This is a genomic window from Geminocystis herdmanii PCC 6308 (genome assembly GCF_000332235.1).
Lineage (GTDB): Bacteria > Cyanobacteriota > Cyanobacteriia > Cyanobacteriales > Cyanobacteriaceae > Geminocystis > Geminocystis herdmanii.
Genome location: NZ_CM001775.1, coordinates 1,429,291 through 1,451,418, shown reverse-complemented (window position 1 = coordinate 1,451,418; position 22,128 = coordinate 1,429,291). Strand labels below are relative to the sequence as shown.

Here is a 22,128-nt window from a genome sequence, read left to right as displayed (position 1 = left end):
CAGTAAAGTAATTTATGATATTTTTTGGGTATTAAGAGGATTTAACCATCGGGAAATTTCTCTATGTAAATTATATAAATCCCTTGAAAAATTATCCTTAAACCATTTTCCCACCACATCAAAAGAGGTAAACATTTCCCCCAGTTGCCAATCAATATCTTGCCCTAAAGGCGTTAAATGATTCCCTTGTAACGTTAATGTTGATACCATACTGGGAAATAAATTGGTTAATATGGGTTGTAAAGTGGAAGTTTGATCGATCGAATCGTTATTAAATTTAACTAATAAATTACGCCGAATTTGGTAATTTTCTTTAATAATAACTTTAGTTTCTTCGGGGCAGGGCGTAAATTCAAACTCTAAACTATTATCTATTTGTAAATAATTTTTTAAGTTATTTTGTAAAGATGGAATAATATTTTCCATGAAAGGAATTGCTTGTTTTAAGGGATAATTATTAAAAGAAATAAAAATATTTCCAGCTCTTTCAATATCAAATAAACTACCTATTAATAAATGCAATTTACACCCCATACTATGACCTAATCCATACATAGGTAAATATCTCAATTCAATACCTAGTCTATATTCTAAGCGAGAAAGGATATTTTCTAAACGGTTTTGTATATTCACTGCGATCGACTTGTGGTCTAAAGTATTAAGAAAAGAAGTCGCAATAATAATATACCCTTGTTTTGCCAAATTTTCTAATAACCAACGATAAGTAATATTCGGTGCAGTAGCCACAAAAGCGCCCCCTAAAAAATGAATAATACCATGGGGATTATTAGGAATTAAAACCCAACTTCCCGAAAATTCTTGCCACGACCCAACCATTTTTTATATATTTTTTAGCTTAATTATTCTTACTTTTATAGTAACATTATTTTCTCGTATTCGTGATCATACCTAACCTCAGTTCGATCGAGCCATTAGTTTATTATACATTTACTCTTGTTTGTAGTAAAGGTTTTAACTTTTATTTCATTTTTGCTTCTAAAGCGTTTTTATGATCAATAGCAAATTATAAATTAGTGGCTAATTCAATAGCTTTGGTATAATCAATAATCACTTTTTCATATTTTTTTTAATTCTTTTTTTGTATTATATAATGTATCAAAACCTTGATTTTTCATTCTTTAACCTAAAACCTAACACGCCATACCTAACGCCCTAATCGATAAATGAACTAAAGTTATACTGTTGATCATCTCCATAATGATTGGTTAAATAAATTAATAATTCTAAGGCATAATCATAAAAACCTAACACATCAGCGACACAAGCTAATTTTAATAGTTTAAGGGGCGATCGTACCTCCTTAGTAAAATTTTCTGATAATAAATCTCGAAGGTAAAAAGCGTCTCCCCATAGTAATTGTCCATGAGGATGTTTAGACGATTTCACATTTAATAGATGACGAGGGCGATGAGCTAAAAATATATCAAATAAGGAAAATTTTTGGTTTCTTAAAAATATGTCCACATCAGAAAATAAGGGTTGATTTAGATATAAATGGGAAAATTCTACCTCAATTTGAATAGCAGAAATAGTCTTATTTAAGAGATTAATTGCACCTTTTAAAACATCTAAATCTGCTCCTTGTACATCTATTTGTAAAAAGTCAATTTCATGAATTTTTTCCTCTAGACAAAAAGCATCTAATGTGGTAGTTTCAATACCAATAGAAAAATCCAAATTTACTAATTCTGGTAAGCCTTGAAAACGTGCTAAATAACTTTCATTGGGAGGATATAAAGAACTACACATGGGGGCTTTCGTAACATAAAGTTCTTTTTCCCCGATAGAATCAGATAATCCTAAAGGAATATGTTGTTCTTGCCAATTAATTCCCCGTTGTTGTAATTCTTCATTAGCTTGGTTACAAGCATCTTCATCGGCATCAAAACCATAAATACTTAAATTCGGAGCAAAGATTCCCCAGCCCTGATTTGAATAATCATCTTGAATACTTAATTTTCTTGAACCCACATTCATGATGGTAAAATGTAGATTGTCTAAATAACCTTCATCTTTTAACTTTTTGGCAAAAATTGACATATTTTTATTTTTCTGAATGTTGAGCGATGATATTTAATTTACCTGATAATTCTTCTAAGGATTCTAATTTAATTAATTGTTTCAGAAAAGGTTGATAATAAAACAATTCATAACCAATACTTAATAAAAATTTAGCAACGGGAATATTACTTGAGTGAATACCAGCGATATTTTCATATAAAATATGAGGTTTAAATTCTGAGAGAATACGGCTACTGCCTTGTAGAACTTCGATTTCGTTACCTTCGGCATCCAATTTTAACCAGTCAACGATCGAAAGTTGATGTTTTTCCACTAAACTATCAAGGGTGAAACATTCCACTTCCTCATAGTTGCCTGTGATGTCGCTATCGTCTTTGATGATTTCGTTTAATTCACTGGCTTGATGTAAGGATAGTTTAACGGTTTTATTGCTTTCTCCTGCCGCACCGGCACAAATTTCTACCCATTGTAAATTATTGATTTTACGGGTTTCTTCTAAACATTCTACACATTTTGAGAAAGGCTCAACGGCGATAACTTTTCCATTTTTGCCGACTCTGTTGGCGGAGCTAAAGGTATAAACTCCCACATTTGCACCAACGTCAATTACTGTCATTCCTGATTTTATCTCATCTCGCCACATTTCCATTTCTACCTCGAACCAATCTTCTTGAGCTAATAATACAGCAGTGACAATGGATTTGAAACTAGCTTCTACGGTTAGTAATAAATTATCATCAAATTTTAGATACGTCCAGTTATTTGTGATGGGTAAATTAGCCCATTTCCAGCTTAAATTATGAGAATTATTTTGATAAAATTTATTACCTTTTTCTAAATATAAATTAGCTAATTTTTGATTGTTTAAATTAAGATAAGCTAAATACATAGCTTGAATTATTTTACTATTTTCTGGTTGTAAATTTAAGGCTTGATGGAGATATAATAAACCCTCATAAAGATTATTAAATAGATTACTTAAACCCAAGTTTAATTTAATATTAAAACTATTAGGAATTATTTGATTAGCATAGTTAAGTAATCTTAAACCACTAGAATTGTAAAATACCATTTGGGATTGTTCACAATCTGCTATCAATAAATATAATGCTTGTTGATAACTATTATTTTCTTTAATTATTAACTCTAAATTTTCTTTATTTTTACTTTGATTACGGTTAAAAATTGGTAAATAAATTAAACCTGCAATACTTTCTTCTTGAGAGGAAAAAATAAGGGGTAATATTTCGATTATTTTGGAATACTCTAAATTATGAGCAAAATTTACTTCTCCTGTTAAACTTTTAATGATGGCTAAATGTGCCACACAAAGGGGATGATTTTCGTTTTCAATGGCGGTTTCTAAGGCTTCTATGGCTAACTCTAAATAGAATTGTCTTAATGCTATATCTTGACTATTTTTGGCTTCGAGGATTTGGATAACGGCAAAATTATTTAATTCAATGGCAGTAGAGGGATTTTCCCAGTCTGTTTTTTCGGCACTTTTCCCCATGGGTAGTGAGGATAAATCCAAATGGGGTAAATTCTTTTGTAAATATTCTTGATAAATGTTAAGGGGAGAATTGTTAGCCATAAAAGAGAATCTGTTGTTATTTAATTATTAGCATAAACTATTTTAGGTGCGATCGCTTTTTTCCGCTTCTAATCACATCCTCAAAAAAGTTCAATTTAATTGCCTTCTACTTCTAGTTTACCTAGCATAATTAAACTTTCTAAATCTTCCATGGCAGTGGGTAAATATTGTTCCACAACCTGCCTAATTTTGATTAATTCTTTCTCTTTTGCTAAACCTAACATTCTACTAATATCTGCTAAATCTTGAGTTCGACTAGCTGATAATTTCATCAGAATGAGATAAGGTAAAGGAATTATCGGCAAACCATCTGGGGCATAATTGGGTTGATAAATAGCCTCCGAAACCCATTCATCATCCCCAACCAATACATCTAAAGAAGTATTGTCTGCTAATTGCCATTGGCTACCCGAAATACTTAAATCCCCAATTTTTTTGCTATTAGCATTTTGTAAGTTTTGATAGACAAGCTCACAATCTTCAGCTTTAATTAAAATATTGATATCTAACGTCATTCTTTCAGGCATATACAACCGAGTTGCTACTCCTCCCACAATGACAAAAGGAGCTTGTTTAATGATGGAATTTAAGTTACTTACAGGATAAGTCCAAGTTCGTTTATGTAAAAATTCTCTACTGCTACCTGTACCAGATTTTACTCTTTTTTTGATTAAAGTAATAAAAAACTGTCTTTTTTGTAATGATAAATCTTGAATTAACATCTTCCTTTGATTGTGTTTAGCATGGTTATTAGTTAGGAATTAAAAACAATTCTTTGATAAATCTGGGAAAAAGAAATCGAAAAATCAACACTAGCTAAAGAAAGATGATTATTTTCTCCTTCAATGGCATTAAATAACCATTGTTGCTCTGTTTGTTTGATAAATTGTTCTATATAGTAGCTAGATTGAGAAATAAGGATATATTCTTGTAAACTAGGTAAAGAACGATAGACTCTAAATTTTTCCGTTCGATCGTAGTTTTGGGTAGAATGAGACAAAACTTCAATAATTATTTTGGGATTGGTGACGATATTACTATTTTCAGATTGATAGACTGGTTTACCTTCAATGATCATTAAATCAGGATAGGTATAAAAACGATATTCTGGTATCCATAGTTTCACATCATTGATATAGATATAATAATCTCGATCGTCGATGGTGAGGGGAAAAGCTCGACAAAAGTTACCTGCAATTTGATTGTGATTAGTTGTGCCTCCTGCCTTATGGATTATTTCTCCATCAAGATATTCATTTTTTGTGTCCGATTTTTCCTCTAATTCCAGATATTTTTCTGGAGTATAGTATTTAAGTTGAAGTTGAGCAACCATATTTTGAGTTGTAATTAATAATAAATTAATATAGAGTGATGCACACCTCACCATTTTAAGTTGAAGTTAATCCCAATAAATAAACTAAAATAAAATTCGATCGAGCCTTATAATAATTACTTCTGGTTGAGTCAAGGTAAGGGAATCTTGAGAAGAGAGTTTTGTTATATTTTGATAATAATTTTTCTGGGGATTTTGATATACTTCTAATAAATTTTGATTGAGATCAACTAACCACACTTCTTTAATTTTATTTTCTGCATAAATGGGAATTTTAAAGTTTCGATCGTACTCAATACTGCTATCAGCTACTTCAATTAATAAAAAAATATCTTCGGGAGTAGGATGTTGATTCGCATAAAAATCATCACGAGGTTTGAGTAAAACTAAATCTGGTTGTGGTTCTGAGTTATCATTAAGTTTAATGGGATCTTGTACCCCAATTATTACTTTTGAACCTAACTTTTCCGCAAATAAGTAATTAATTTTTTTTACACAAGAAGCGTGTCTAAATCCTACGGGTGACATTTCAAAAATTTCTCCATTAATTAACTCAATTAAATAGTCTTCTCTCAACACTCCCGATGCAATTATTTGATGATATTCTTCAAGAGCAAATTTCTTACGAGGTAAAGTTAACATATTCTTTGATTTCTATTTATTTCGATCGAGCAGCACCACTTTTAGTGATCGAGTTTAGGGAAGCCATTTTTCATCGAGGATTTGTTCTAAGGGTGCGATCGGTTCTTCGGGGAAGGTATTAAGAGGGAGTTGAGAATGTTTAGAAGCAAGATCTCGTCCATCTTCATAAGATTCCTCAAATATTTCTGTTAAGTAACGTTTAAGACTTGGACTTGCTTTTAATTCTTTTCTAATTTGTTTTCTAAAATTAGCAATTTCTCTTTCCCAATGTCCTTTATTTCTGTCTTTTTCAGAATCCCAATACTTGAATATCAGTAAATGTTCTATCAATCTCATTAATAAACTTTCTAGTTTTCTTTTGTCACTTCGGCTCAAACTTAACACCTCCTCAATTAAATTGTCCCAATCAACGGAGTTAAAATCACGAATTTCTAGTTTTTTAACGGTTTCTAATATCCAAAGATTATAATCAGTATCGTATAAATTTGTTTGGTTTTTGATTAATTGGGCTACCATTACCACTACCTCCGATTATTTTGTTAGCTTATTATAAATTATTTTCATAGATTAGGTTCGGTGCGATCTAGTTTCGAGAATGAGGGGGTTCGATCGCGCAGCGCCACTTTTAGTGATCGAGCTTTTAGTTAAATTTTGTGACGATTTAAGGAAGCCAGTTTTCATCGAGGATTTGTTCTAAGGGTGCGATCGGCTCTTCGGGGAAGGTATAAAGGGGAAGTTGAGACTTTTTCGATACTATTGTTCGACTATCTTGATAGCATTCTTCCAAAAAATCTTTCAGATAAAGTTTTAAACTAGGACTATCTTTTAAAAGACGTTTAATTTGTTTCCTAAAGTTTATAATTTCTCCTTCCCAATGCCCTCTATTTCTTTCTTTTTCTGTTTCCCAATATCCTAATTTTAAGAGATGTTCAATCAACCTCATTAATAAACTTTCTAGTTTTCTTTTATCACTTCGGCTCAAACCTAATACCTCCTCAATTAAATTGTCCCAGTCAACAGAATTAAAGTCATGATTTTCCAGTTTTTTAACGGTTTCTAATACCCAAAGATTATAGTCAGTATCGTACAAATTTGTTTGGTTCTTGATTAATTGGGCTACCATTACCACTACCTCCGATTATTTTGTTACCTTATTATAAATTATTTTCATCGAATTTTTGGGAATGGGGGGAGTTCAATCGAGTTTTGGGTAATGGGGAGGTTCGATTGGGGGTGGGAATGGGAAGGTTCGATCGCCCCTATTCACAGACTATCATAATGAAAACGACAAGTAAGAAAATCAATTTGAGTGGCACTAATGCGATAAACTAAACGATGTTCTAAATCAATCCTTCTTGACCAAATATTACCTTCCATGTATTTTAAAGGTTCTGGTTTGCCGATGCCTTGAAAGGGATTTCTCATCACTTCAGTAACTAAATCTAGTATTTTTTCCGCCTTTTTTTTGTCATTTTTAAACCACCACTGCAAATCACTTTTAAACTGACTACTAAAACCCGGAATGTGGGGAAAACTTGGTTGCATATCCCCTGAAAGAGAATTTTGTTTCTTGTTTTTACTCAATTCCCAATTCCCCTTTCAATTCTTCTAAAGATTGGGGTTTAATTTTACCTGTCATGGATTCTTCTAACGCATCGAATAAATGACGAGAATTAGCAGGATTTCTCAATAAATAGACAGTTTCAACTAAGCTACGCAGGTCAGACTCCGCAATTAAGGCAACATTTTCACACTGACGACGATTAATAATAAAAACTTGATGATCTTCTACGACTTTATCTAAAAGTTTAAACAATCCGTTTCTGGCTTCGGTGGGGGAAGTTATTTCATAGCTAAACATAATTTGCTCTCAGTTTTTTTATGTACATGATTAAGTACACTATATCATGATTTTTATTTTTGCCTATTTTTCTAAAGTTTGAACTGCTTTTTTCCCTGAACTAATGGGCAATTTAGGCATAACTTAATTCTCCGTAAGTTACTTCCATCGTTGTTACTAATTTTGGTTGAGTTTCCACAAATGGACATTCTTCTAAATATAATTTCGTTGCTTCTCTCAAGTTATTAATGGCTTCTTCTATACTTTCGCCTTGATCTACCGACCTAACTCCACACACTCAGCAACATATATATTATCTTCTTTATACAGAATTACAGTTAATGTTTGTTTCTTCATATGAATCTTTCTCTTGATAATTTAGTATTACTTTAACATTGTTTTGAGAAATTAAAGAACAGCGATGGAGCGATCGCCACTTTCAGTGATCGAGCTTTAGGGAAGCCAATTTTCATCTAAGATTTGTTCTAAGGGTGCGATCGGTTCTTCGGGGAAGGTATTAAGAGAGAGTAGGGAATGTTGGGATGCAATTTCCCTGCCGTCTTGATAACATCTATCTAACCTAGTTTTTAAATGATTTTTTAGACTAGGACTATCTTCTAATAATCTTTTGATCTGTTTCCGAAAATTGATGATTTCCTTTTGCCAATGACCTCTATTTCTCTCTTTTTCTGATTGCCAATATCCTAAGATTAGTAAGTGTTCAATTAATTTTATTAATAAACTCTCTAGCTTTCTTTTATCCCTTTTACTCAAATCTAAAACCTCCTCAATTAAATTATCCCAATCAAGGGTATCTAAATCTCTATTTTCTAACTTTTTAACTGTATCTAATACCCAAAGATTATAGTCAGTATCGTATAAATTTGTTTGGTTTTTGATTAATTGGGCTACCATTACCACTACCTCCGATTATTTTGTTAGCTTATTATAAATTATTTTCATAGATTAGGTTCGGTGCGATCTAGTTTCGAGAATGAGGGGGTTCGATCGAGCAGCGCCACTTTCAGTGATCGAGCTTTTAGTTAAGTTTTGTGACGATTTAAGGAAGCCAGTTTTCATCGAGGATTTGTTCTAAGGGTGCGATCGGTTCTTCGGGGAAGGTATTAAGAGGAAGTTGAGATTTATCACTAGCAATATTGCGACTATTTTGATAGCATTCATCAAATATGTCCCTAATATAAGGCTTTAAGCTAGGACTATCTTGTAATAAACGTTTAATTTGAAGACGAAAATTACGGATTTCCCCTTTCCAATGATTTTTATTTCTGTCTTTTTCTGTTTCCCAATAGCCTAATTTTAAGAGATGTTCAATCAATCTCATTAATAAACTTTCTAGTTTTCTTTTGTCACTTCGGCTCAAACTTAATACCTCCTCAATTAAATTGTCCCAATCAACGGAGTTAAAATCACGAATTTCTAGTTTTTAACGGTTTCTAATATCCAAAGATTATAATCAGTATCGTATAAATTTGTTTGGTTTTTGATTAATTGGGCTACCATTACCACTACCTCCGATTATTTTGTTAGCTTATTATAAATTATTTTCATAGATTAGGTTCGGTGCGATCTAGTTTCGAGAATGAGGGGGTTCGATCGAGCTTTAAGGAAGCCAGTTTTCATCGAGGATTTGTTCTAAGGGTGCGATCGGTTCTTCGGGGAAGGTATTAAGAGGGAGTTGAGAATGTTTAGAAGCAAGATCTCGTCCATCTTCATAAGATTCCTCGAATATTTCTATTAGGTAACGTTTAAGACTTGGACTTGCCTTTAATTCTTTTCTTATTAGTTTACGAAAATTAGTTATTTCCCCTTCCCAATGTCCTCGATTTCTTTCTCTTTCTAATTCCCAATACCCTAATTTTAAGAGATGTTCGATCAATCTCATTAAGAGACTTTCCATTTTTCTTCTTTTGCGTTCGCTCAAATCTAAAACCTCCTCAATCAAATTTTCCCAATCAAGGGAATCTAAATCCCTATTTTGTAATTGTTTAACGGTTTCTAATATCCAAAGATTATAATCAGTATCGTATAAACTTGTTTGGTTTTTGATTAATTGGGCTACCATTACCACTACCTCCGATTATTTTGTTAGCTTATTATAAATTATTTTCATGGATTAGGTTCGGTGCGATGGATGTTTGGAAATGGGGAGGTTCGATCGCGCAGCGCCACTTTTAATGATCGAACTTTTAGTTAAATCTTGTAACGATTTAGGGAAGCCAGTTTTCATCTAAGATTTGTTCAAGAGGTGCAATCGGGTTTTCGGGGAAGGTATTGAGAGGTAGTTGAGAATGTTTAGAAGCTAATTTGCAACCTTTTTGATAACAGTCAAGAAACTTATTCTTCAGATGATTTTTTAAACTAGGACTATCTTCTAATTCTCTAATAATTTGTTGTTGAAAATTCAGAATTTCTCGCTCCCAATGTCCCTTATTTCTCTCTTTTTCTGATTGCCAATACCCTAAGATTAGTAAGTGTTCAATTAATTTTATTAATAAACTCTCTAGCTTTCTTTTATCCCTTTTACTCAAGTCTAAAACCTCCTCAATTAAATTGTCCCAATCAACGGAGTTAAAATCTTTATTTTCTAGTTTTTTAACGGTTTCTAATATCCAAAGATTATAATCAGTATCGTATAAATTTGTTTGGTTTTTGATTAATTGGGCTACCATTACCACTACCTCCGATTATTTTGTGACTTTATTATAAATTATTTTTATGGATTAGGTTCGGTGCGATCTAGTTTTGAGAATGAGGGGGTTCGATCGCGCAGCGCCTTTAGTGATCAAACTTTTAGTTAAATGTCGTAACGATTTACGGAAGACAATCTTCCTCTATTTTTTGTTCTAAAATACCAATAATTTTTTAAAATTCTTCTTGGTGAAAATAGTTAATAATCTCATTTGTTAATGTTGAATTTTGAGTCATTTTTCATGATAGGATATTTCTTAGTATTTTAATCATATCTAATCTTTTTCCCCCTTGATCTAAACTTTCCTATGAATGCAAAAGATAAACTTCGTCAGGCTTATGAAGAATTCGATCGAACCAACTATGGTGTAGCTAGTGATTTATTTGCAGAAGCGATCGAACTTCAACCCAGTTTATTACAATCCGGGGTAGGAGTGGCTTTAGCCCATAGTTTAATTTTGTCTTTGGATTGGGAAAAAGTAACTAATTACTTGCCCCCTAACTCTAATATTTTCGACGCTAGTGGCTGGTTAAAATCTTTAGCTTCAGAGAAACCCGTTGATAGTTTATCACAACCAATTCCTTGGTACACTTATCCTGCTATTGAGTTTATTGAGGATAAGATTAAGTCTGATTTTAAGGTTTTTGAATATGGTAGTGGACATTCTACTTTATGGTGGGCAAATAAAGTTCAGGAAATAGTGTCTATTGAAAGTAATAAAAATTGGCATAATTATTTAAAATCTTCTTTAACTAAGTTAGAAAAATCGGAGAATATTAATTTATATTTATCCGAGGAAGCTCAAGATTATATTCAGAAAATAAATGAGTTTCCTCCCCATTATTTTGATGTCATTATTGTTGATGGGGAGCATCGCCCTGAGTGTGCAAAAGAGGCATATTTGCGATTAAAAGAAAATGGTTTTATTATTCTTGATGATACCGATCGAGAATATTATGATGATATTCTACGTTTTTTAGATCAAGAAGGTTTTTTTCGCATTGATTTTGTGGGCATGACTCCCTCTTTAGTCTATAAAAACAGCACATCTATTTTATTTAAAGATATTAATTTCCTGAAAAATAATATTACTCCTAGTCAGAAAGAATCCTGTTTAGGGAAATCTTTTTTCCAACCAGATGAAGAGCAGAACTTATATTTTGATGATCTTGAACACTTATATTTATTTGATTGAGGAAATAAGTATAAATTTATTGACACTCACCCGTTACAATTTTTGATTTAACGGGCGATTCTTGATTCACGGACACTTAACTAGCTTATTATGATTCTATTTTAGTTTGTTGATTAACATAGATTTCCCACATTTGTTGATAAGCCTTTTCCATTTGTCTGGTAAATTGTTTTCCATTCCATAAAGGAGATGTTTTTTTCGATCGTCGCAATTTCCAACTAACTCCTTTTCTTAAATCTTTATCTGTGCCTAACTTTATACCCCATTCAATATATTCTTCATCACTCCAAGCAATGCCTTCGATGATACCTGCATTCATCATAAAAGTATAACTGTTACGAGCGGCGAACTGTTCACCCACTCTAGTCACTAATGGTACTTCCATCCATAGGGTTTCAAGGGTTGTGGTTGCGCCATTATAGGGATAGGTGTCTAAAACTACATCTGCTATTTTGATGTTAGCTCGATGAGTTGCTTCCGTGGGAGTCATCTCTAAAAATTTTATTCTCTCTTGCTCTATTCCTTCTTGTTGTGCGATCGTATGATATAATTGTTGTGCTAGTTGATCATCTCCACTACCTTTGATTAAGAGATAACTATCAGCTACAGACTTAATTATTTTCATTTGTAAATGAATGATGTGAGGATTACGCTTAAAAGCATTTTGAATGGTTAAGTAAATAGTACTTTCTGAGGGAATATCTAAATTTTCTCTTGTTAAGGTAGGCACATTTACTTCAAAACCATTGATTCCTAAATAGGTATAAGGCAAACGCCAAATTTTTTCGGTATAGTATTTCTGGGCATTACTGGGTAACACATAAGGATCGGCAATAAAGTAATCTATTGATGGTATTCCTGACGCATCACTCCCTAACCATGTTACTTGAATTGGTGTAGGTTTTAAACTCATGACGGCAGAAGTGGTTTGATTAGTTATAGCGTCTAAATCAATTAAAATATCTATTTGATTATTAATAATTTGTTGTGCTATTTTATCTATTTCACCAGATAATTTATAGCTATAGTCCACTTTATTTTTAAACCATTTTTCTGTCATTTCATCTTCGGATTGATTGATTAGATAGATATAGATTTCAAATTTTTCTCGATCGTGTTCTTGAAATAACCATCGGCATAACCAACCTACTGAGTGCATCCGAAAAGTATAACCAATATAACCTATTTTCAGTTTCTTTTTTTGCTGTTTATCATAGTTAATTTCTTGGATTTTATCAACTATATAATTATGTTTGATATTCTCTTCAAAAAGTTGAGCTAGAGAATTTTGAAGGAGTCGATTTTGTTGAGGATTATCTTCAGAATGTAATAATGGTCTAATTAAACTGACTAATCCATTATCATAAAAATTACGGTATTCTTTTTTTTGAATAATGGTTTCTAATAGTATTTTATGCCGTTGAAAAATCTCGTCACATTCTAGCCATAAATTACTTTTGTGCATTAGCTCTAACAAGAATCCGTTAAGATATATTTTTATTTCTATATTATTTTCTTGATCATAAATTTTTTTTGCTAATTTTATAGCTTGTTGATTATAACCATCATGGAAAAGATATAAACAAAGATTTTTTTGTAAACGCCAATCATCGGGTGTTTTCTGTAAGCATAAATTGGTTAATTTAATTGCTAAATTAGGGTTTCTATAGCAAAAATATTGAGCAGTATCACTAATTTTTTGGATACAAGTTGATAAATGATAAATCTGATAAGATAAACAAAATTCGACAAAATTTAAAGAGTGTTCTTGCTCAATTATAATTAATTTAGGTAAAAGTTCCCACAAAAATATTAAGTTAATATTAGGTGTTTGCTGGAGAAGTAAATTTTTTAAGTTCCAGTTATCTAAACTTCCTATTATATATTTATTAAGAATAATTTCTAAATCAATTAAGGACAAAATATTATTAATAGAATCGGGATTAATTTCTTTTAAATAACTACGAATTAACCAAGCCTTTTTATGATCTTCTAATCTTAATTGTCTCTGAGCTTCTTGTTCTAAAATATCACTTAATAAATTTACTAATTCTTCATCTTCTTGGGTTAAGATATAAAACCATGTGCTTTGGGCTTCTGCTTCATTTCCTGTTAATAAATAAGCTAATCCTAAGTAAATATAATCTTGAATATGATCGGGATTATTTTCGATTAAATCTTCATAAAAACTGAGGATTCGATCGAACTTTTGCTCTGGTAAAAATTGTTCTATTTCTGAATGCCAACTCATAAATTTATATTTATTCCCTAGATTACTTTTATTGTTAGTATTATTTATAACTTATCGTTTATAAATTAAAATGAGATTCCCATTAAGTTAACATGAGCTATGATAGTATTTTAAAATTTTTGGTAGAAGAATCACCACAAGTTTTTGTTCATTGGCTATTGAATGAAGACATCAACGAAAAAGTGGAAATTCTCAATGTAGAATTAAATCTAGAACCGATTAGGGCGGATGGATTATTTTTTCTTACCGTTGCTGATAAAATTTTACATTTAGAGTTTCAGACAAATCCTCAATCTCAACCATCAATTCCTTTGAGAATGCTAGACTATTGGGTGAGATTATATCGTCAATACGAGACAAATATTGAACAAGTGGTGATTTATCTCAAACCTACCACATCTCCTGATGTCTTGATCGATCGATTTCAAACTCAAAATACATCCCACCGCTATCGAGTAATTAGAATTTGGGAAGAAGATGTTAGTCTTTTGCTACAGTCTCCAATTTTATTTCCTTTAGCGGTATTGGCAAAAACTGACAACCCTGAAAGTTTATTAAGCCAAGTAGCGGAGGAAATTAGTAAAATTGAAAACAGGAGAGAAAGAAATAATGTTTCTACCTGTGTACAATTATTAGCAGGAATTAAATTTGATTTATCATTAATTAACTTTTACTTTCGGGAGGATATTATGCAAGAATCTGTAGTCTATAATCAAATTATTAATAAAGGTATTCAACAGGGTATTCAACAGGGTATTCAACAGGGTATTCAACAGGGGATTCAACAAAGTAAGTATTTGGAAACTCAATTAATTCTACGTCAACTTCAAAAACGCTTAGGAAATATTGATAGCCAATTAGAAAGTCAACTTAGTAATTTATCTTTTTCAGAGCTAGAAAATTTAGGACTTGATTTATTAGATTTTAATAGTGTATCGGATTTAGTGAATTGGTTAAATTCTCTTACCAGTGATTCAGAGTTCGATCAATCTTAAAATAGATTTTAACGGAAAAATGGGAGGAATTAGGACAAGTAAAATTTTACCCTCTCTACCGTATTTTTTTTGATGTCTAGCTATTTACATAAACATTCCACATTTGTTGATAAGCTTTCTCCATTTCCCTCGTAAACTGCTTCCCATTCCACAACAGAGAATTTTGTTTAGATTACTTTAATTTCCATACAACCTCCTGCCTCAAAGATTCATCTGTAGATAAAATTTTTCTAATGCTTTCACACATTCTAAATCTTCATAAAGTCGATCGAGCTTAACTTTTATTTTCTCTCTAATCATTTGATTATAAGCTCGATCGAGCCCCAACTTAACAGCAATTTGGATATATTCTTTTTCGGAATTAGCAATAGTTTCTGTCACTTCTAACATTTTCAAAATACCGTAACTGTGACGAGTGCGCATAAATTCTCTCGGTAGTGTCACCACAGGTAAATGACAAGATAAAGCCTCTCTAGTGGTATTGTCTCCAGACCATGCTAAACTATCTAAAAAAACATCCGATAACAAATTCAAATTAAAATAATCATCCTGTGATAGAGAAGGAAGAAAAACACAATAATTTTTAAAATTCAAGTCATATTTACTAAAAACTTTGTCTAATCTTTCTTGAAAAATTTTTGTTAGATAAGGATAAGATTCAATAAAAATAAACTTAGAATTATCAACTTTTTTAGCGATCGCAGAAAATAAATAATCATGTTGTGGCAAATACTTGAAAAGCATTTGGCTACATAAATAAATAATACTTTGATGATCTAAATTAAAGTCTTTTCTTGATTTATTTACATTATTAATAGGTTTTTTTTCTAAACACATTCCAATATTAGGTAAAACAAATAATTTTTCTGAATAATAATTTTGTGCTTCTTGAATCTCCATTAATTCTCTTGAAATATAATAGTCAATATTACTTAACCCAGAAGTTAAAGGATGTCCGATAGTTGAGCATTGAATTGCTGCTAATCTTAAACTACCCATGAGGATGGTTTGCGGTAACATTCCGATTTCTGTGTAAGTTAAAACATCTAATTTATCTTCAGATATTTTTTGACAACTTTTTTCAAAATTATCAGGAATTAAGTAATAAAAATCAGCTATTTTTTCAAAATTTTGACCTATACTATAGTTAATATTTTCAATGATATAAACATAAATATGAAAAATATTTTTATCCAAATTTTCTAACCATTTTAATAACCATTTAGCACGATTACTACTACCTCCAGTGACAAAGCCTAATTTTATTTTTTTGCTTTCTTTATCACCAAAATTTGTATTATATTTTATCCATTGGGGATAATTAATACTGGTTATTTTGGTAACTAATTCCCCATATTTTTTCTGTAAATCTAAATCATTTAAACCTTGATAAGCGAGGTAAAAATTAGTATGATTAGATATTGCTTTAAGGGCATTTTTTTTCTTAATGTCCGTTGATAAATCTAAATTTATGATTAAATTATCTAAACCTTTAGTAAATTTTTGTCGATAATATTTAATTTCTTCTTCTGTGGAATAAATTATCGGTAAAAATAGGTTTTTTTGTAATTTCCAGACAAAATCATCAGGAAATAACTGAGAGGCTTTTTCTGCAAGGGCGATGGCATCTCCAACTTTACCTAATTCTTTTAACGTTAAAAATAAATTAAAATAAGTACCTGAATGATTAGGATTTATTTTGATAGCTTCTTGATAAATAAACTCGGCTTTTTCTGGTTGATTTAAAAATAAATAAATATTTCCTAAATTATTATAAGAATCAATCAAATTGATATTAATTTCAATAGCTTTTGTATAGGCTTTAATGGCATTATTGTGATCATTTAAACCTTGAAAAACTAAACCAAAATGATAGTAATATGATCCCCAATGAGGTTTATTTCTGTTTTCATTAATTAATAATTCATGAATTTTATTATAAATTTTTAAGGCTTGTATAAAATTATTTTTTTGTAATTGATTTACCCCCTGTCTATCTAAAATAGTTAAAAGATTTTGTAAATCATACTCAAAATTATCAGACTCTAAAAGTATTGACATCCACAATGCTTCTGCTGTTTCTATTTCATCTGATAGTAAATAAGCTAAACCTAAATGGAAATAATTATTTAATTTTTGATTCTCATTTTCTATGTTTTCTTGAAACCAATTAATTGCTTGAAAATAGTTGTCATTATCAATGTAAGTTTCACCTAATGATTTATTTTTTATCTGATGATTATTCATATATCTTTACAATTATTATAATGGAAATAATTAAATCAATGAGAGAATAAAAATATAATATATAACATATATTCTTAATCTAAATAGTAATGAAAGAAAAAAAAGCTATTCCGTCATTTTATGAATTATTTTCCTTTATGGAACTACCTGATATTAAGATTTTAGATGTCGGAGCAAGTGCTATTGACGGTGATCCACCTTATCATAATATCAAACAAATCGATAAAGCTATTATTTATGGGTTTGAGCCTAGTCCTAAAGAATACGAAAAATTAACTTCCCAAGCAAAGGAGAAAGAAATATACTTACCCTATGCTTTAGGAGATGGAAAAGAAGCAACTCTTCATATTTGTCATGCACCGGGGATGACTTCTTTACTAAAACCTGATTATAAGGTTTTAGATCATTTTCATGGTTTTTCTCAGTGGGCAAAAATAATTGACACACAGACTATCCAAACCCATCGATTAGATGATCTTAAAGAAATAGATACTATTGATTACATTAAGTTAGATGTTCAGGGTGCGGAATTAGATATTATTCAAAATGGCATGAATATTGTTGGGAATAGTTTAGTTATTCATACTGAAGTTGACTTTATTGGTTCTTATGAAAATCAGCCTTTATTTGCCGAAATTGATATTGTTTTAAGAAAACTAGGTTTTACATTCCATACTTTCTCTCCCCTTAATAAAAGAGTTTTTAAACCTTTACTTATTAATAATAATATATATGAAGGTATGAACCAAGTTATGTGGACTGATGCGGTTTATGTCCGAAATTTTACTGATTTTGCTCAATTATCATCAGAAGAATTGATAAAAATAGCCATTATTATGCACGATTTATATGGTTCTTTTGATTTAGCAATGTTAGCCTTAAAATATATTAATGAAAAAGAAGAATTTGATTTTGTGGAATTTTATCTTGAAATTTTTAATAACTAAACCAAAAATATGAACCAACCATCAAACAATTTACTGGAACAACAATACGATACTTCTCCCTATCCTCATATACCCATTGAGAAATCTCCCGAAAATGAATATAATGCTCTTTTTCTCAATAATTTAACAACTTCTTATTATCTTTATCGCCAAAAAGTAATAGACACTACTGATAAAGTTATTTTAGATGTCGGTTGTGGTAGCGGATGGACGACTTTAACCTTGGCATTTGCTAATCCCAACGCCAAAATTATTGCGATCGATCTCTCTCAAAACTCCTTAGATTTTGCCAAAAAAAGACTCGATTATCATAATTTTAACAATGTAGAATATCATCAAATATCCATAGAAAATATTGGTCAATTAAATTATCAATATGATTATATGAACTGTAGTGATGTTATTTATATTTGCGATAACCCTCTTGAGATTCTCAAAACATTAAAATCTGTGTTGAAGCCTGAAGGAATTATGAACGCAAATTTTCATAGTTACTATCAAAGATTTTATTTCTACCTTTCTCAAGAATTATTCCGTAGTTTGGGTTTAGTCGAAGATAACCCTGAAGATTTTGAAATTGAAGTAGTAGCGGACACAATGAAAAGTTTAAACCCTGGTACTATTTTAAAGAGAAATGTTGGGGGCATTTTTAATAATCAAGACTTAGATTTAACATCCGAAAAAACGAAACAATCTATTCTTATGAATCATTTACTTCAAAATGATAAAGGCTATACTATTCCTCAAGTATTTGAAATGCTAAGATTAGCTCAATTAAGTTTTTTAAGTATGACTAATTGGAGACAATGGGAAGTGAGAGACTTATTTAAAGATAGAAATAATATTCCAACGGTGTGGGAATTTGCCTTAGAAAATGCTTCCGAAGAACAAAGATTACATTTTTTTGAATTACTTAATCCTTGTCATCGTTTAATTGATTTTTGGTGTGTTCAAGAAAATAGTATTTCTCCCATGCAATCTTTATCAACATGGACTGAAACTGATTGGCAAACAGCAAAAATATATCTTCATCCTCAATTAAAATCTCCCCAAATTAAAGAGGATTTCTTAAACACCATTAAACAACAAAATCCATGGGAAATAAGTAAATACATTACCGTACCTACTTTAACCCCCATTTATCTTTCTAGTAACCAAGCCGCAGTATTATTACCTTTATGGGAGAAATCCTTAACTTTAGAAGAATTAGTCTCCTATGCGCTAAAAATTCAACCCATAAATTTAGTTACTTCAGAAGAAAAAACTGTCATAGAAACTACTCAAGAAATCAAGGATTTAATTATTAAGTTAGAAACTTTTTTATATTTATTAGTGGAAAAATAATCAACATCTACCACCAAATAAAAAAATTACGAGCAAACATCTTGATAGAATTTTTCTAATCCCTTTACACACTCTAAATCATCATATAAATTATGGTGATTTACCTTGATTTTTTCTTTGATTTCCTCCCGCCATAATTGATCATTTCCTAGTCTTACCGCTATATCAATATATTCCTGTGGTGAAGAAGCGATCGTATCTGTAACTCCTAACATTTGTAAAATACCATAACTATGTCTGCCTCGCATCAATTCACTTGGATAAGTTACTAATGGTAAGTTACAGGCGATCGCTTCTAGTGTTGTTTTACCTCCAGACCATCCAAAAGTATCTAATCCTACATTTGAAATTAATATTAGATTTAAAAAGTCTTCTTGACATAATCCCTGCATAAAAATGCAATAATCTTCAATGTTAAGATTGTATTTTTCAAATGCTTTTTTTAACCTTTTTAGAAACTGATTATTAACAAATTGACTTAAAGGAAATTCAATAAAAATAAACTTACTATTGGTGACTTGAGATGCGATACGAGGAAAGATATAATCATATTGGGGCAAATACTTAAACAAAGATTGACAACTCCAATAAATCACTGCATCTTCTGGTAAATTAAACATTTTTCTGGATTTAATTATATTAGGAAGTTTTGGGCGAGGATAAGAAAATGCTAAATTTGGTAATCTGATTAATTTCTCATTGTAATGTTTCTCCCCTTGAGGATTTTCCATTAAATCACTGGTTAAAAAATAGTCAATCATAGGAGAGCCTGATGTTACAGGTGGCCCCCATCCCTTGCATTGAATAGGTGCTAATCTTAATCCTGCAATTTTAGTTAACTCTGGAGACATTCCTAAATCGAGAAAAATTAAGATGTCTAATTGATCTTCAATAATAGTTTTACATACTAATTCAAAATTACTTTGAATGTGTGAAAATTTATCACTATTTTCTTGATATATTTTTGTTATTTGATCAACTTTATGACCAATATAATAGCAATTAACTTCAAACAATTCTTGATTATGATATTTAATCCAATTATAAAATAATTCACCGATAACATTATCAAACATTTTGCTTGAGATATATCCTACTTTTATTTTTTTATTTATCTTTAAGTTTTTACCCTGAGATTTTCCAGATAAATAGTTTAAATGGGGATAATTAGCATTAATAATATTATTGACTAATTGACCATATTTAACTTGTAAAGTTAGAGTAGATTTTCCTTGATATTGTAAATAAAAATTAGTGGATAAACTAATAGCATTTAGAGCTTCTTGTTTTTCTGCTTCTGTTTTTAAAGATAAATTATTAATTATGTGATCTAAACATTGATCAAATCTTTGATAATAAAATTCTATTTCTTCTTCATTGTCATATAATATAGGAAAAATTCGAGCATTTTCTATTTGAAAAATCAGATTATTAGGGTTTAATTTTAGTCCTTCTTCCGCAATAATTATAGCTTCTTTTGCTTGTCCATATCCTCTAAAACCCAACATCAAGTTAAAATATAAACTTTGCTCATTAGGAAATTTATTGAGAGCAGTTGTTAAAAGATTAATAACCTCTGAATAACGATATTGCTTGAGTAAAAGTTGGCTATATTTTAAATAAATTAAAGTATTAACGAACTCATTATCAATTACTTTTATTAAAGTATCTTCCGCTAAATTTTCTTTTCCTAAATGTAAATAAAGATCAACTATTATTAAAGAACTTTCTAAATTATTCTCATCTAAAATAAGTATTTGTTCATAAATTAATGTAGCTAAATAAAATTTTTGATTCTCAATTAATAATAGTCCTATTTCCTTGAAAATATTAATTAATATTCTACTATTTTCTTCTACGTCATTACTTTCTAAAAAAACAGCCATCCAAGTAGCTTCTGCTAGATCACGATCGCCATTTAATAAATAAGCTATTCCTAAATAATAATAAGAATAAACATTGGTAGAATCATCATTAATTGTTTGTTCAAAAATATTAATTACTTGATCAAATTCTTCTTTAAGAATAGAATTAATAAAATCTTTTTTTAAAATATTAATTTTGTCAGCCATAGTATTAAGAGATAAAAAATAATGAATCAAACAGATAAACTGAATTTAGCTTATGAATGCTATAGACTAAAAAAATATTCTCAAGCCGCTCAATTATTTGAAGAAGCGATCGAAGAAAAACCCACATTACTACAATCAGGTTTAGGAGTTACTTTAGCTCATAGTTTAATCTTATCTTTAGATTGGGAAAAAATAGCCAGTTATTTACCTCCTAAAACAAATATATTAGAAGCCTCTGGATGGTTAAAATCTCTACAATTAGGAAAGCCTGTTAATAATGAAACAGAATCGATTCCTTGGTACACATATCCTGCCATTGAGTTTATTGAAGATAAAATAAAATCAGATTTTGTAGTATTTGAATATGGTAGCGGTCAATCTACTTTATGGTGGGCAAAAAAAATTAATCAATTAATCTCCATTGAAAGTAATAAAGATTGGTTTAATTATTTACGATCGACATTAATAAAAGACCCTAAAATAATTTTAAAATTAATTGAAGAACCTGATGTATATATTAAAACAATTAACGAATTCCCCGACAAATATTTTGATGTAATTATTATTGACGGAGATAATAGAGAAGAATGTGCCAAAGAAGCATATTCTCACTTAAAAGAAGATGGTTTTATCATTTTTGATGATACTGACAGAAGTAGTTATTCAGAAATTTTGACCTATCTTGACTCAGAGGGTTTTTATCGTTTAGACTTTTTTGGCATGACACCATGTTTAGTATATAAAAACTGTACTTCAGTACTGTTCAAAGACTTAAATTTTTTAAAAAATAAATCATCTCCAAGTCAAAAAAAATCTTGTTTAGGAAAATCATTTTCTCAACCCGACAAAGAAAAAGAAATGTATTTTGATGATCTCGATTCCTTATCTATATTTGAAGAATTAGGTAATATTTAG

Annotated in this window: 22 protein-coding genes and 1 pseudogene; 5 read left to right on the top strand and 18 right to left on the bottom strand. The window is 30.3% G+C overall.

Translation table 11 applies throughout. From position 1 onward, the window contains the following. Positions 1–12: 12 nt before the first annotated feature. The 15 genes and pseudogenes from SYN6308_RS07395 to SYN6308_RS07325 form a co-directional block, all read right to left on the bottom strand. Positions 13–837, bottom strand: coding sequence for a DUF1350 family protein (locus SYN6308_RS07395; protein ID WP_017293802.1), 825 nt, complete (start codon positions 835–837; stop codon positions 13–15). A 336-nt stretch (positions 838–1,173) separates the two neighbouring features. Continuing rightward, entirely contained in the window at positions 1,174–2,061 is an 888-nt protein-coding gene (locus tag SYN6308_RS07390) for an FkbM family methyltransferase (RefSeq protein WP_017293801.1), read from the bottom strand. 4 nt (positions 2,062–2,065) lie between these two features. Beyond that, complete coding sequence (locus SYN6308_RS07385) at positions 2,066–3,637, bottom strand: FkbM family methyltransferase (RefSeq protein ID WP_017293800.1); 1,572 nt, start codon at positions 3,635–3,637, stop codon at positions 2,066–2,068. A gap of 95 nt (positions 3,638–3,732) precedes the next feature. Then, positions 3,733–4,359 carry a hypothetical protein gene (locus SYN6308_RS07380; protein ID WP_017293799.1) on the bottom strand — a complete coding sequence of 209 codons (627 nt, stop codon included), beginning with the start codon at positions 4,357–4,359 and terminating at the stop codon, positions 3,733–3,735. A 32-nt stretch (positions 4,360–4,391) separates the two neighbouring features. Further along, positions 4,392–4,970, bottom strand: coding sequence for a Uma2 family endonuclease (locus SYN6308_RS07375; RefSeq protein ID WP_026101975.1), 579 nt, complete (start codon positions 4,968–4,970; stop codon positions 4,392–4,394). A gap of 84 nt (positions 4,971–5,054) precedes the next feature. Further along, on the bottom strand, positions 5,055–5,612 hold the full coding sequence (locus tag SYN6308_RS07370; RefSeq protein WP_017293797.1) for a Uma2 family endonuclease: 558 nt from the start codon (positions 5,610–5,612) through the stop codon (positions 5,055–5,057). Between the two features lie 54 nt (positions 5,613–5,666). Then, the gene (locus tag SYN6308_RS07365) at positions 5,667–6,128 is read right to left on the bottom strand and encodes a DUF29 domain-containing protein (protein WP_017293796.1); all 462 of its coding nucleotides are present in this window, start codon (positions 6,126–6,128) and stop codon (positions 5,667–5,669) included. A gap of 145 nt (positions 6,129–6,273) precedes the next feature. After that, positions 6,274–6,735 carry a DUF29 domain-containing protein gene (locus SYN6308_RS07360; protein WP_017293795.1) on the bottom strand — a complete coding sequence of 154 codons (462 nt, stop codon included), beginning with the start codon at positions 6,733–6,735 and terminating at the stop codon, positions 6,274–6,276. Positions 6,736–6,875: 140 nt separating this feature from the next. After that, entirely contained in the window at positions 6,876–7,157 is a 282-nt protein-coding gene (locus SYN6308_RS07355) for a Txe/YoeB family addiction module toxin (RefSeq protein WP_017293794.1), read from the bottom strand. 31 nt (positions 7,158–7,188) lie between these two features. Continuing rightward, complete coding sequence (locus SYN6308_RS07350) at positions 7,189–7,473, bottom strand: type II toxin-antitoxin system Phd/YefM family antitoxin (protein ID WP_017293793.1); 285 nt, start codon at positions 7,471–7,473, stop codon at positions 7,189–7,191. Positions 7,474–7,585: 112 nt separating this feature from the next. After that, complete coding sequence (locus SYN6308_RS22055) at positions 7,586–7,750, bottom strand: type II toxin-antitoxin system HicB family antitoxin (protein WP_017293792.1); 165 nt, start codon at positions 7,748–7,750, stop codon at positions 7,586–7,588. Between the two features lie 155 nt (positions 7,751–7,905). Further along, on the bottom strand, positions 7,906–8,367 hold the full coding sequence (locus SYN6308_RS07340; protein WP_017293791.1) for a DUF29 domain-containing protein: 462 nt from the start codon (positions 8,365–8,367) through the stop codon (positions 7,906–7,908). A 145-nt stretch (positions 8,368–8,512) separates the two neighbouring features. Beyond that, a pseudogene (locus SYN6308_RS22050) lies at positions 8,513–8,973 on the bottom strand (DUF29 domain-containing protein). A 100-nt stretch (positions 8,974–9,073) separates the two neighbouring features. Next, positions 9,074–9,535, bottom strand: a complete 462-nt coding sequence (locus tag SYN6308_RS07330; protein WP_017293789.1) for a DUF29 domain-containing protein — start codon at positions 9,533–9,535, stop codon at positions 9,074–9,076. A 145-nt stretch (positions 9,536–9,680) separates the two neighbouring features. After that, entirely contained in the window at positions 9,681–10,142 is a 462-nt protein-coding gene (locus SYN6308_RS07325) for a DUF29 domain-containing protein (protein ID WP_017293788.1), read from the bottom strand. 327 nt (positions 10,143–10,469) lie between these two features. Between SYN6308_RS07325 and SYN6308_RS22045 the strand changes: the two genes are divergently transcribed. Next, the gene (locus tag SYN6308_RS22045) at positions 10,470–11,357 is read left to right on the top strand and encodes a class I SAM-dependent methyltransferase (RefSeq protein WP_017293787.1); all 888 of its coding nucleotides are present in this window, start codon (positions 10,470–10,472) and stop codon (positions 11,355–11,357) included. A gap of 88 nt (positions 11,358–11,445) precedes the next feature. Here SYN6308_RS22045 and SYN6308_RS07315 read toward each other — a convergent pair whose 3' ends face one another. Continuing rightward, a complete protein-coding gene (locus SYN6308_RS07315; RefSeq protein WP_017293786.1) occupies positions 11,446–13,608 on the bottom strand; it encodes an O-linked N-acetylglucosamine transferase, SPINDLY family protein in 2,163 nt (720 codons plus the stop codon). 92 nt (positions 13,609–13,700) lie between these two features. Between SYN6308_RS07315 and SYN6308_RS07310 the strand changes: the two genes are divergently transcribed. After that, positions 13,701–14,603 (top strand): Rpn family recombination-promoting nuclease/putative transposase, encoded by a 903-nt coding sequence (locus tag SYN6308_RS07310; RefSeq protein ID WP_017293785.1) that lies wholly within the window; start codon positions 13,701–13,703, stop codon positions 14,601–14,603. 201 nt (positions 14,604–14,804) lie between these two features. On the opposite strand, the gene SYN6308_RS22040 is transcribed toward SYN6308_RS07310, so the two are convergent. After that, a complete protein-coding gene (locus tag SYN6308_RS22040) occupies positions 14,805–16,850 on the bottom strand; it encodes an O-linked N-acetylglucosamine transferase, SPINDLY family protein (protein WP_017293784.1) in 2,046 nt (681 codons plus the stop codon). Between the two features lie 89 nt (positions 16,851–16,939). On the opposite strand from SYN6308_RS22040, the gene SYN6308_RS07300 reads away from it, so the two are divergent. Both SYN6308_RS07300 and SYN6308_RS07295 read left to right on the top strand, forming a co-directional pair. Continuing rightward, complete coding sequence (locus SYN6308_RS07300; RefSeq protein WP_017293783.1) at positions 16,940–17,797, top strand: FkbM family methyltransferase; 858 nt, start codon at positions 16,940–16,942, stop codon at positions 17,795–17,797. A gap of 9 nt (positions 17,798–17,806) precedes the next feature. Beyond that, on the top strand, positions 17,807–19,141 hold the full coding sequence (locus SYN6308_RS07295; protein WP_017293782.1) for a class I SAM-dependent methyltransferase: 1,335 nt from the start codon (positions 17,807–17,809) through the stop codon (positions 19,139–19,141). Between the two features lie 26 nt (positions 19,142–19,167). Here the strand turns inward: SYN6308_RS07295 and SYN6308_RS22035 are convergent, their stop codons facing one another. Further along, a complete protein-coding gene (locus tag SYN6308_RS22035) occupies positions 19,168–21,213 on the bottom strand; it encodes an O-linked N-acetylglucosamine transferase, SPINDLY family protein (protein ID WP_017293781.1) in 2,046 nt (681 codons plus the stop codon). A gap of 21 nt (positions 21,214–21,234) precedes the next feature. Between SYN6308_RS22035 and SYN6308_RS22030 the strand changes: the two genes are divergently transcribed. After that, positions 21,235–22,128 carry a class I SAM-dependent methyltransferase gene (locus SYN6308_RS22030; protein ID WP_017293780.1) on the top strand — a complete coding sequence of 298 codons (894 nt, stop codon included), beginning with the start codon at positions 21,235–21,237 and terminating at the stop codon, positions 22,126–22,128.

Bases quoted from the DNA above. Each gene is read 5' to 3' on its own strand.
- SYN6308_RS07325 (WP_017293788.1), bottom strand. From the start codon at position 10,142: ATGGTAGCCCAATTAATCAAAAACCAAACAAATTTATACGATACTGAT.
- SYN6308_RS07390 (WP_017293801.1), bottom strand. From the start codon at position 2,061: ATGTCAATTTTTGCCAAAAAGTTAAAAGATGAAGGTTATTTAGACAAT.
- SYN6308_RS07395 (WP_017293802.1), bottom strand. From the start codon at position 837: ATGGTTGGGTCGTGGCAAGAATTTTCGGGAAGTTGGGTTTTAATTCCT.
- SYN6308_RS07365 (WP_017293796.1), bottom strand. From the start codon at position 6,128: ATGGTAGCCCAATTAATCAAAAACCAAACAAATTTATACGATACTGAT.
- SYN6308_RS07360 (WP_017293795.1), bottom strand. From the start codon at position 6,735: ATGGTAGCCCAATTAATCAAGAACCAAACAAATTTGTACGATACTGAC.
- SYN6308_RS22030 (WP_017293780.1), top strand. From the start codon at position 21,235: ATGAATCAAACAGATAAACTGAATTTAGCTTATGAATGCTATAGACTA.
- SYN6308_RS07350 (WP_017293793.1), bottom strand. From the start codon at position 7,473: ATGTTTAGCTATGAAATAACTTCCCCCACCGAAGCCAGAAACGGATTG.
- SYN6308_RS07295 (WP_017293782.1), top strand. From the start codon at position 17,807: ATGAACCAACCATCAAACAATTTACTGGAACAACAATACGATACTTCT.
- SYN6308_RS07310 (WP_017293785.1), top strand. From the start codon at position 13,701: ATGAGCTATGATAGTATTTTAAAATTTTTGGTAGAAGAATCACCACAA.
- SYN6308_RS07340 (WP_017293791.1), bottom strand. From the start codon at position 8,367: ATGGTAGCCCAATTAATCAAAAACCAAACAAATTTATACGATACTGAC.
- SYN6308_RS07355 (WP_017293794.1), bottom strand. From the start codon at position 7,157: ATGCAACCAAGTTTTCCCCACATTCCGGGTTTTAGTAGTCAGTTTAAA.
- SYN6308_RS22035 (WP_017293781.1), bottom strand. From the start codon at position 21,213: ATGGCTGACAAAATTAATATTTTAAAAAAAGATTTTATTAATTCTATT.
- SYN6308_RS07380 (WP_017293799.1), bottom strand. From the start codon at position 4,359: ATGTTAATTCAAGATTTATCATTACAAAAAAGACAGTTTTTTATTACT.
- SYN6308_RS07370 (WP_017293797.1), bottom strand. From the start codon at position 5,612: ATGTTAACTTTACCTCGTAAGAAATTTGCTCTTGAAGAATATCATCAA.
- SYN6308_RS07330 (WP_017293789.1), bottom strand. From the start codon at position 9,535: ATGGTAGCCCAATTAATCAAAAACCAAACAAGTTTATACGATACTGAT.
- SYN6308_RS22040 (WP_017293784.1), bottom strand. From the start codon at position 16,850: ATGAATAATCATCAGATAAAAAATAAATCATTAGGTGAAACTTACATT.
- SYN6308_RS07385 (WP_017293800.1), bottom strand. From the start codon at position 3,637: ATGGCTAACAATTCTCCCCTTAACATTTATCAAGAATATTTACAAAAG.
- SYN6308_RS07300 (WP_017293783.1), top strand. From the start codon at position 16,940: ATGAAAGAAAAAAAAGCTATTCCGTCATTTTATGAATTATTTTCCTTT.
- SYN6308_RS07375 (WP_026101975.1), bottom strand. From the start codon at position 4,970: ATGGTTGCTCAACTTCAACTTAAATACTATACTCCAGAAAAATATCTG.
- SYN6308_RS22045 (WP_017293787.1), top strand. From the start codon at position 10,470: ATGAATGCAAAAGATAAACTTCGTCAGGCTTATGAAGAATTCGATCGA.
- SYN6308_RS07315 (WP_017293786.1), bottom strand. From the start codon at position 13,608: ATGAGTTGGCATTCAGAAATAGAACAATTTTTACCAGAGCAAAAGTTC.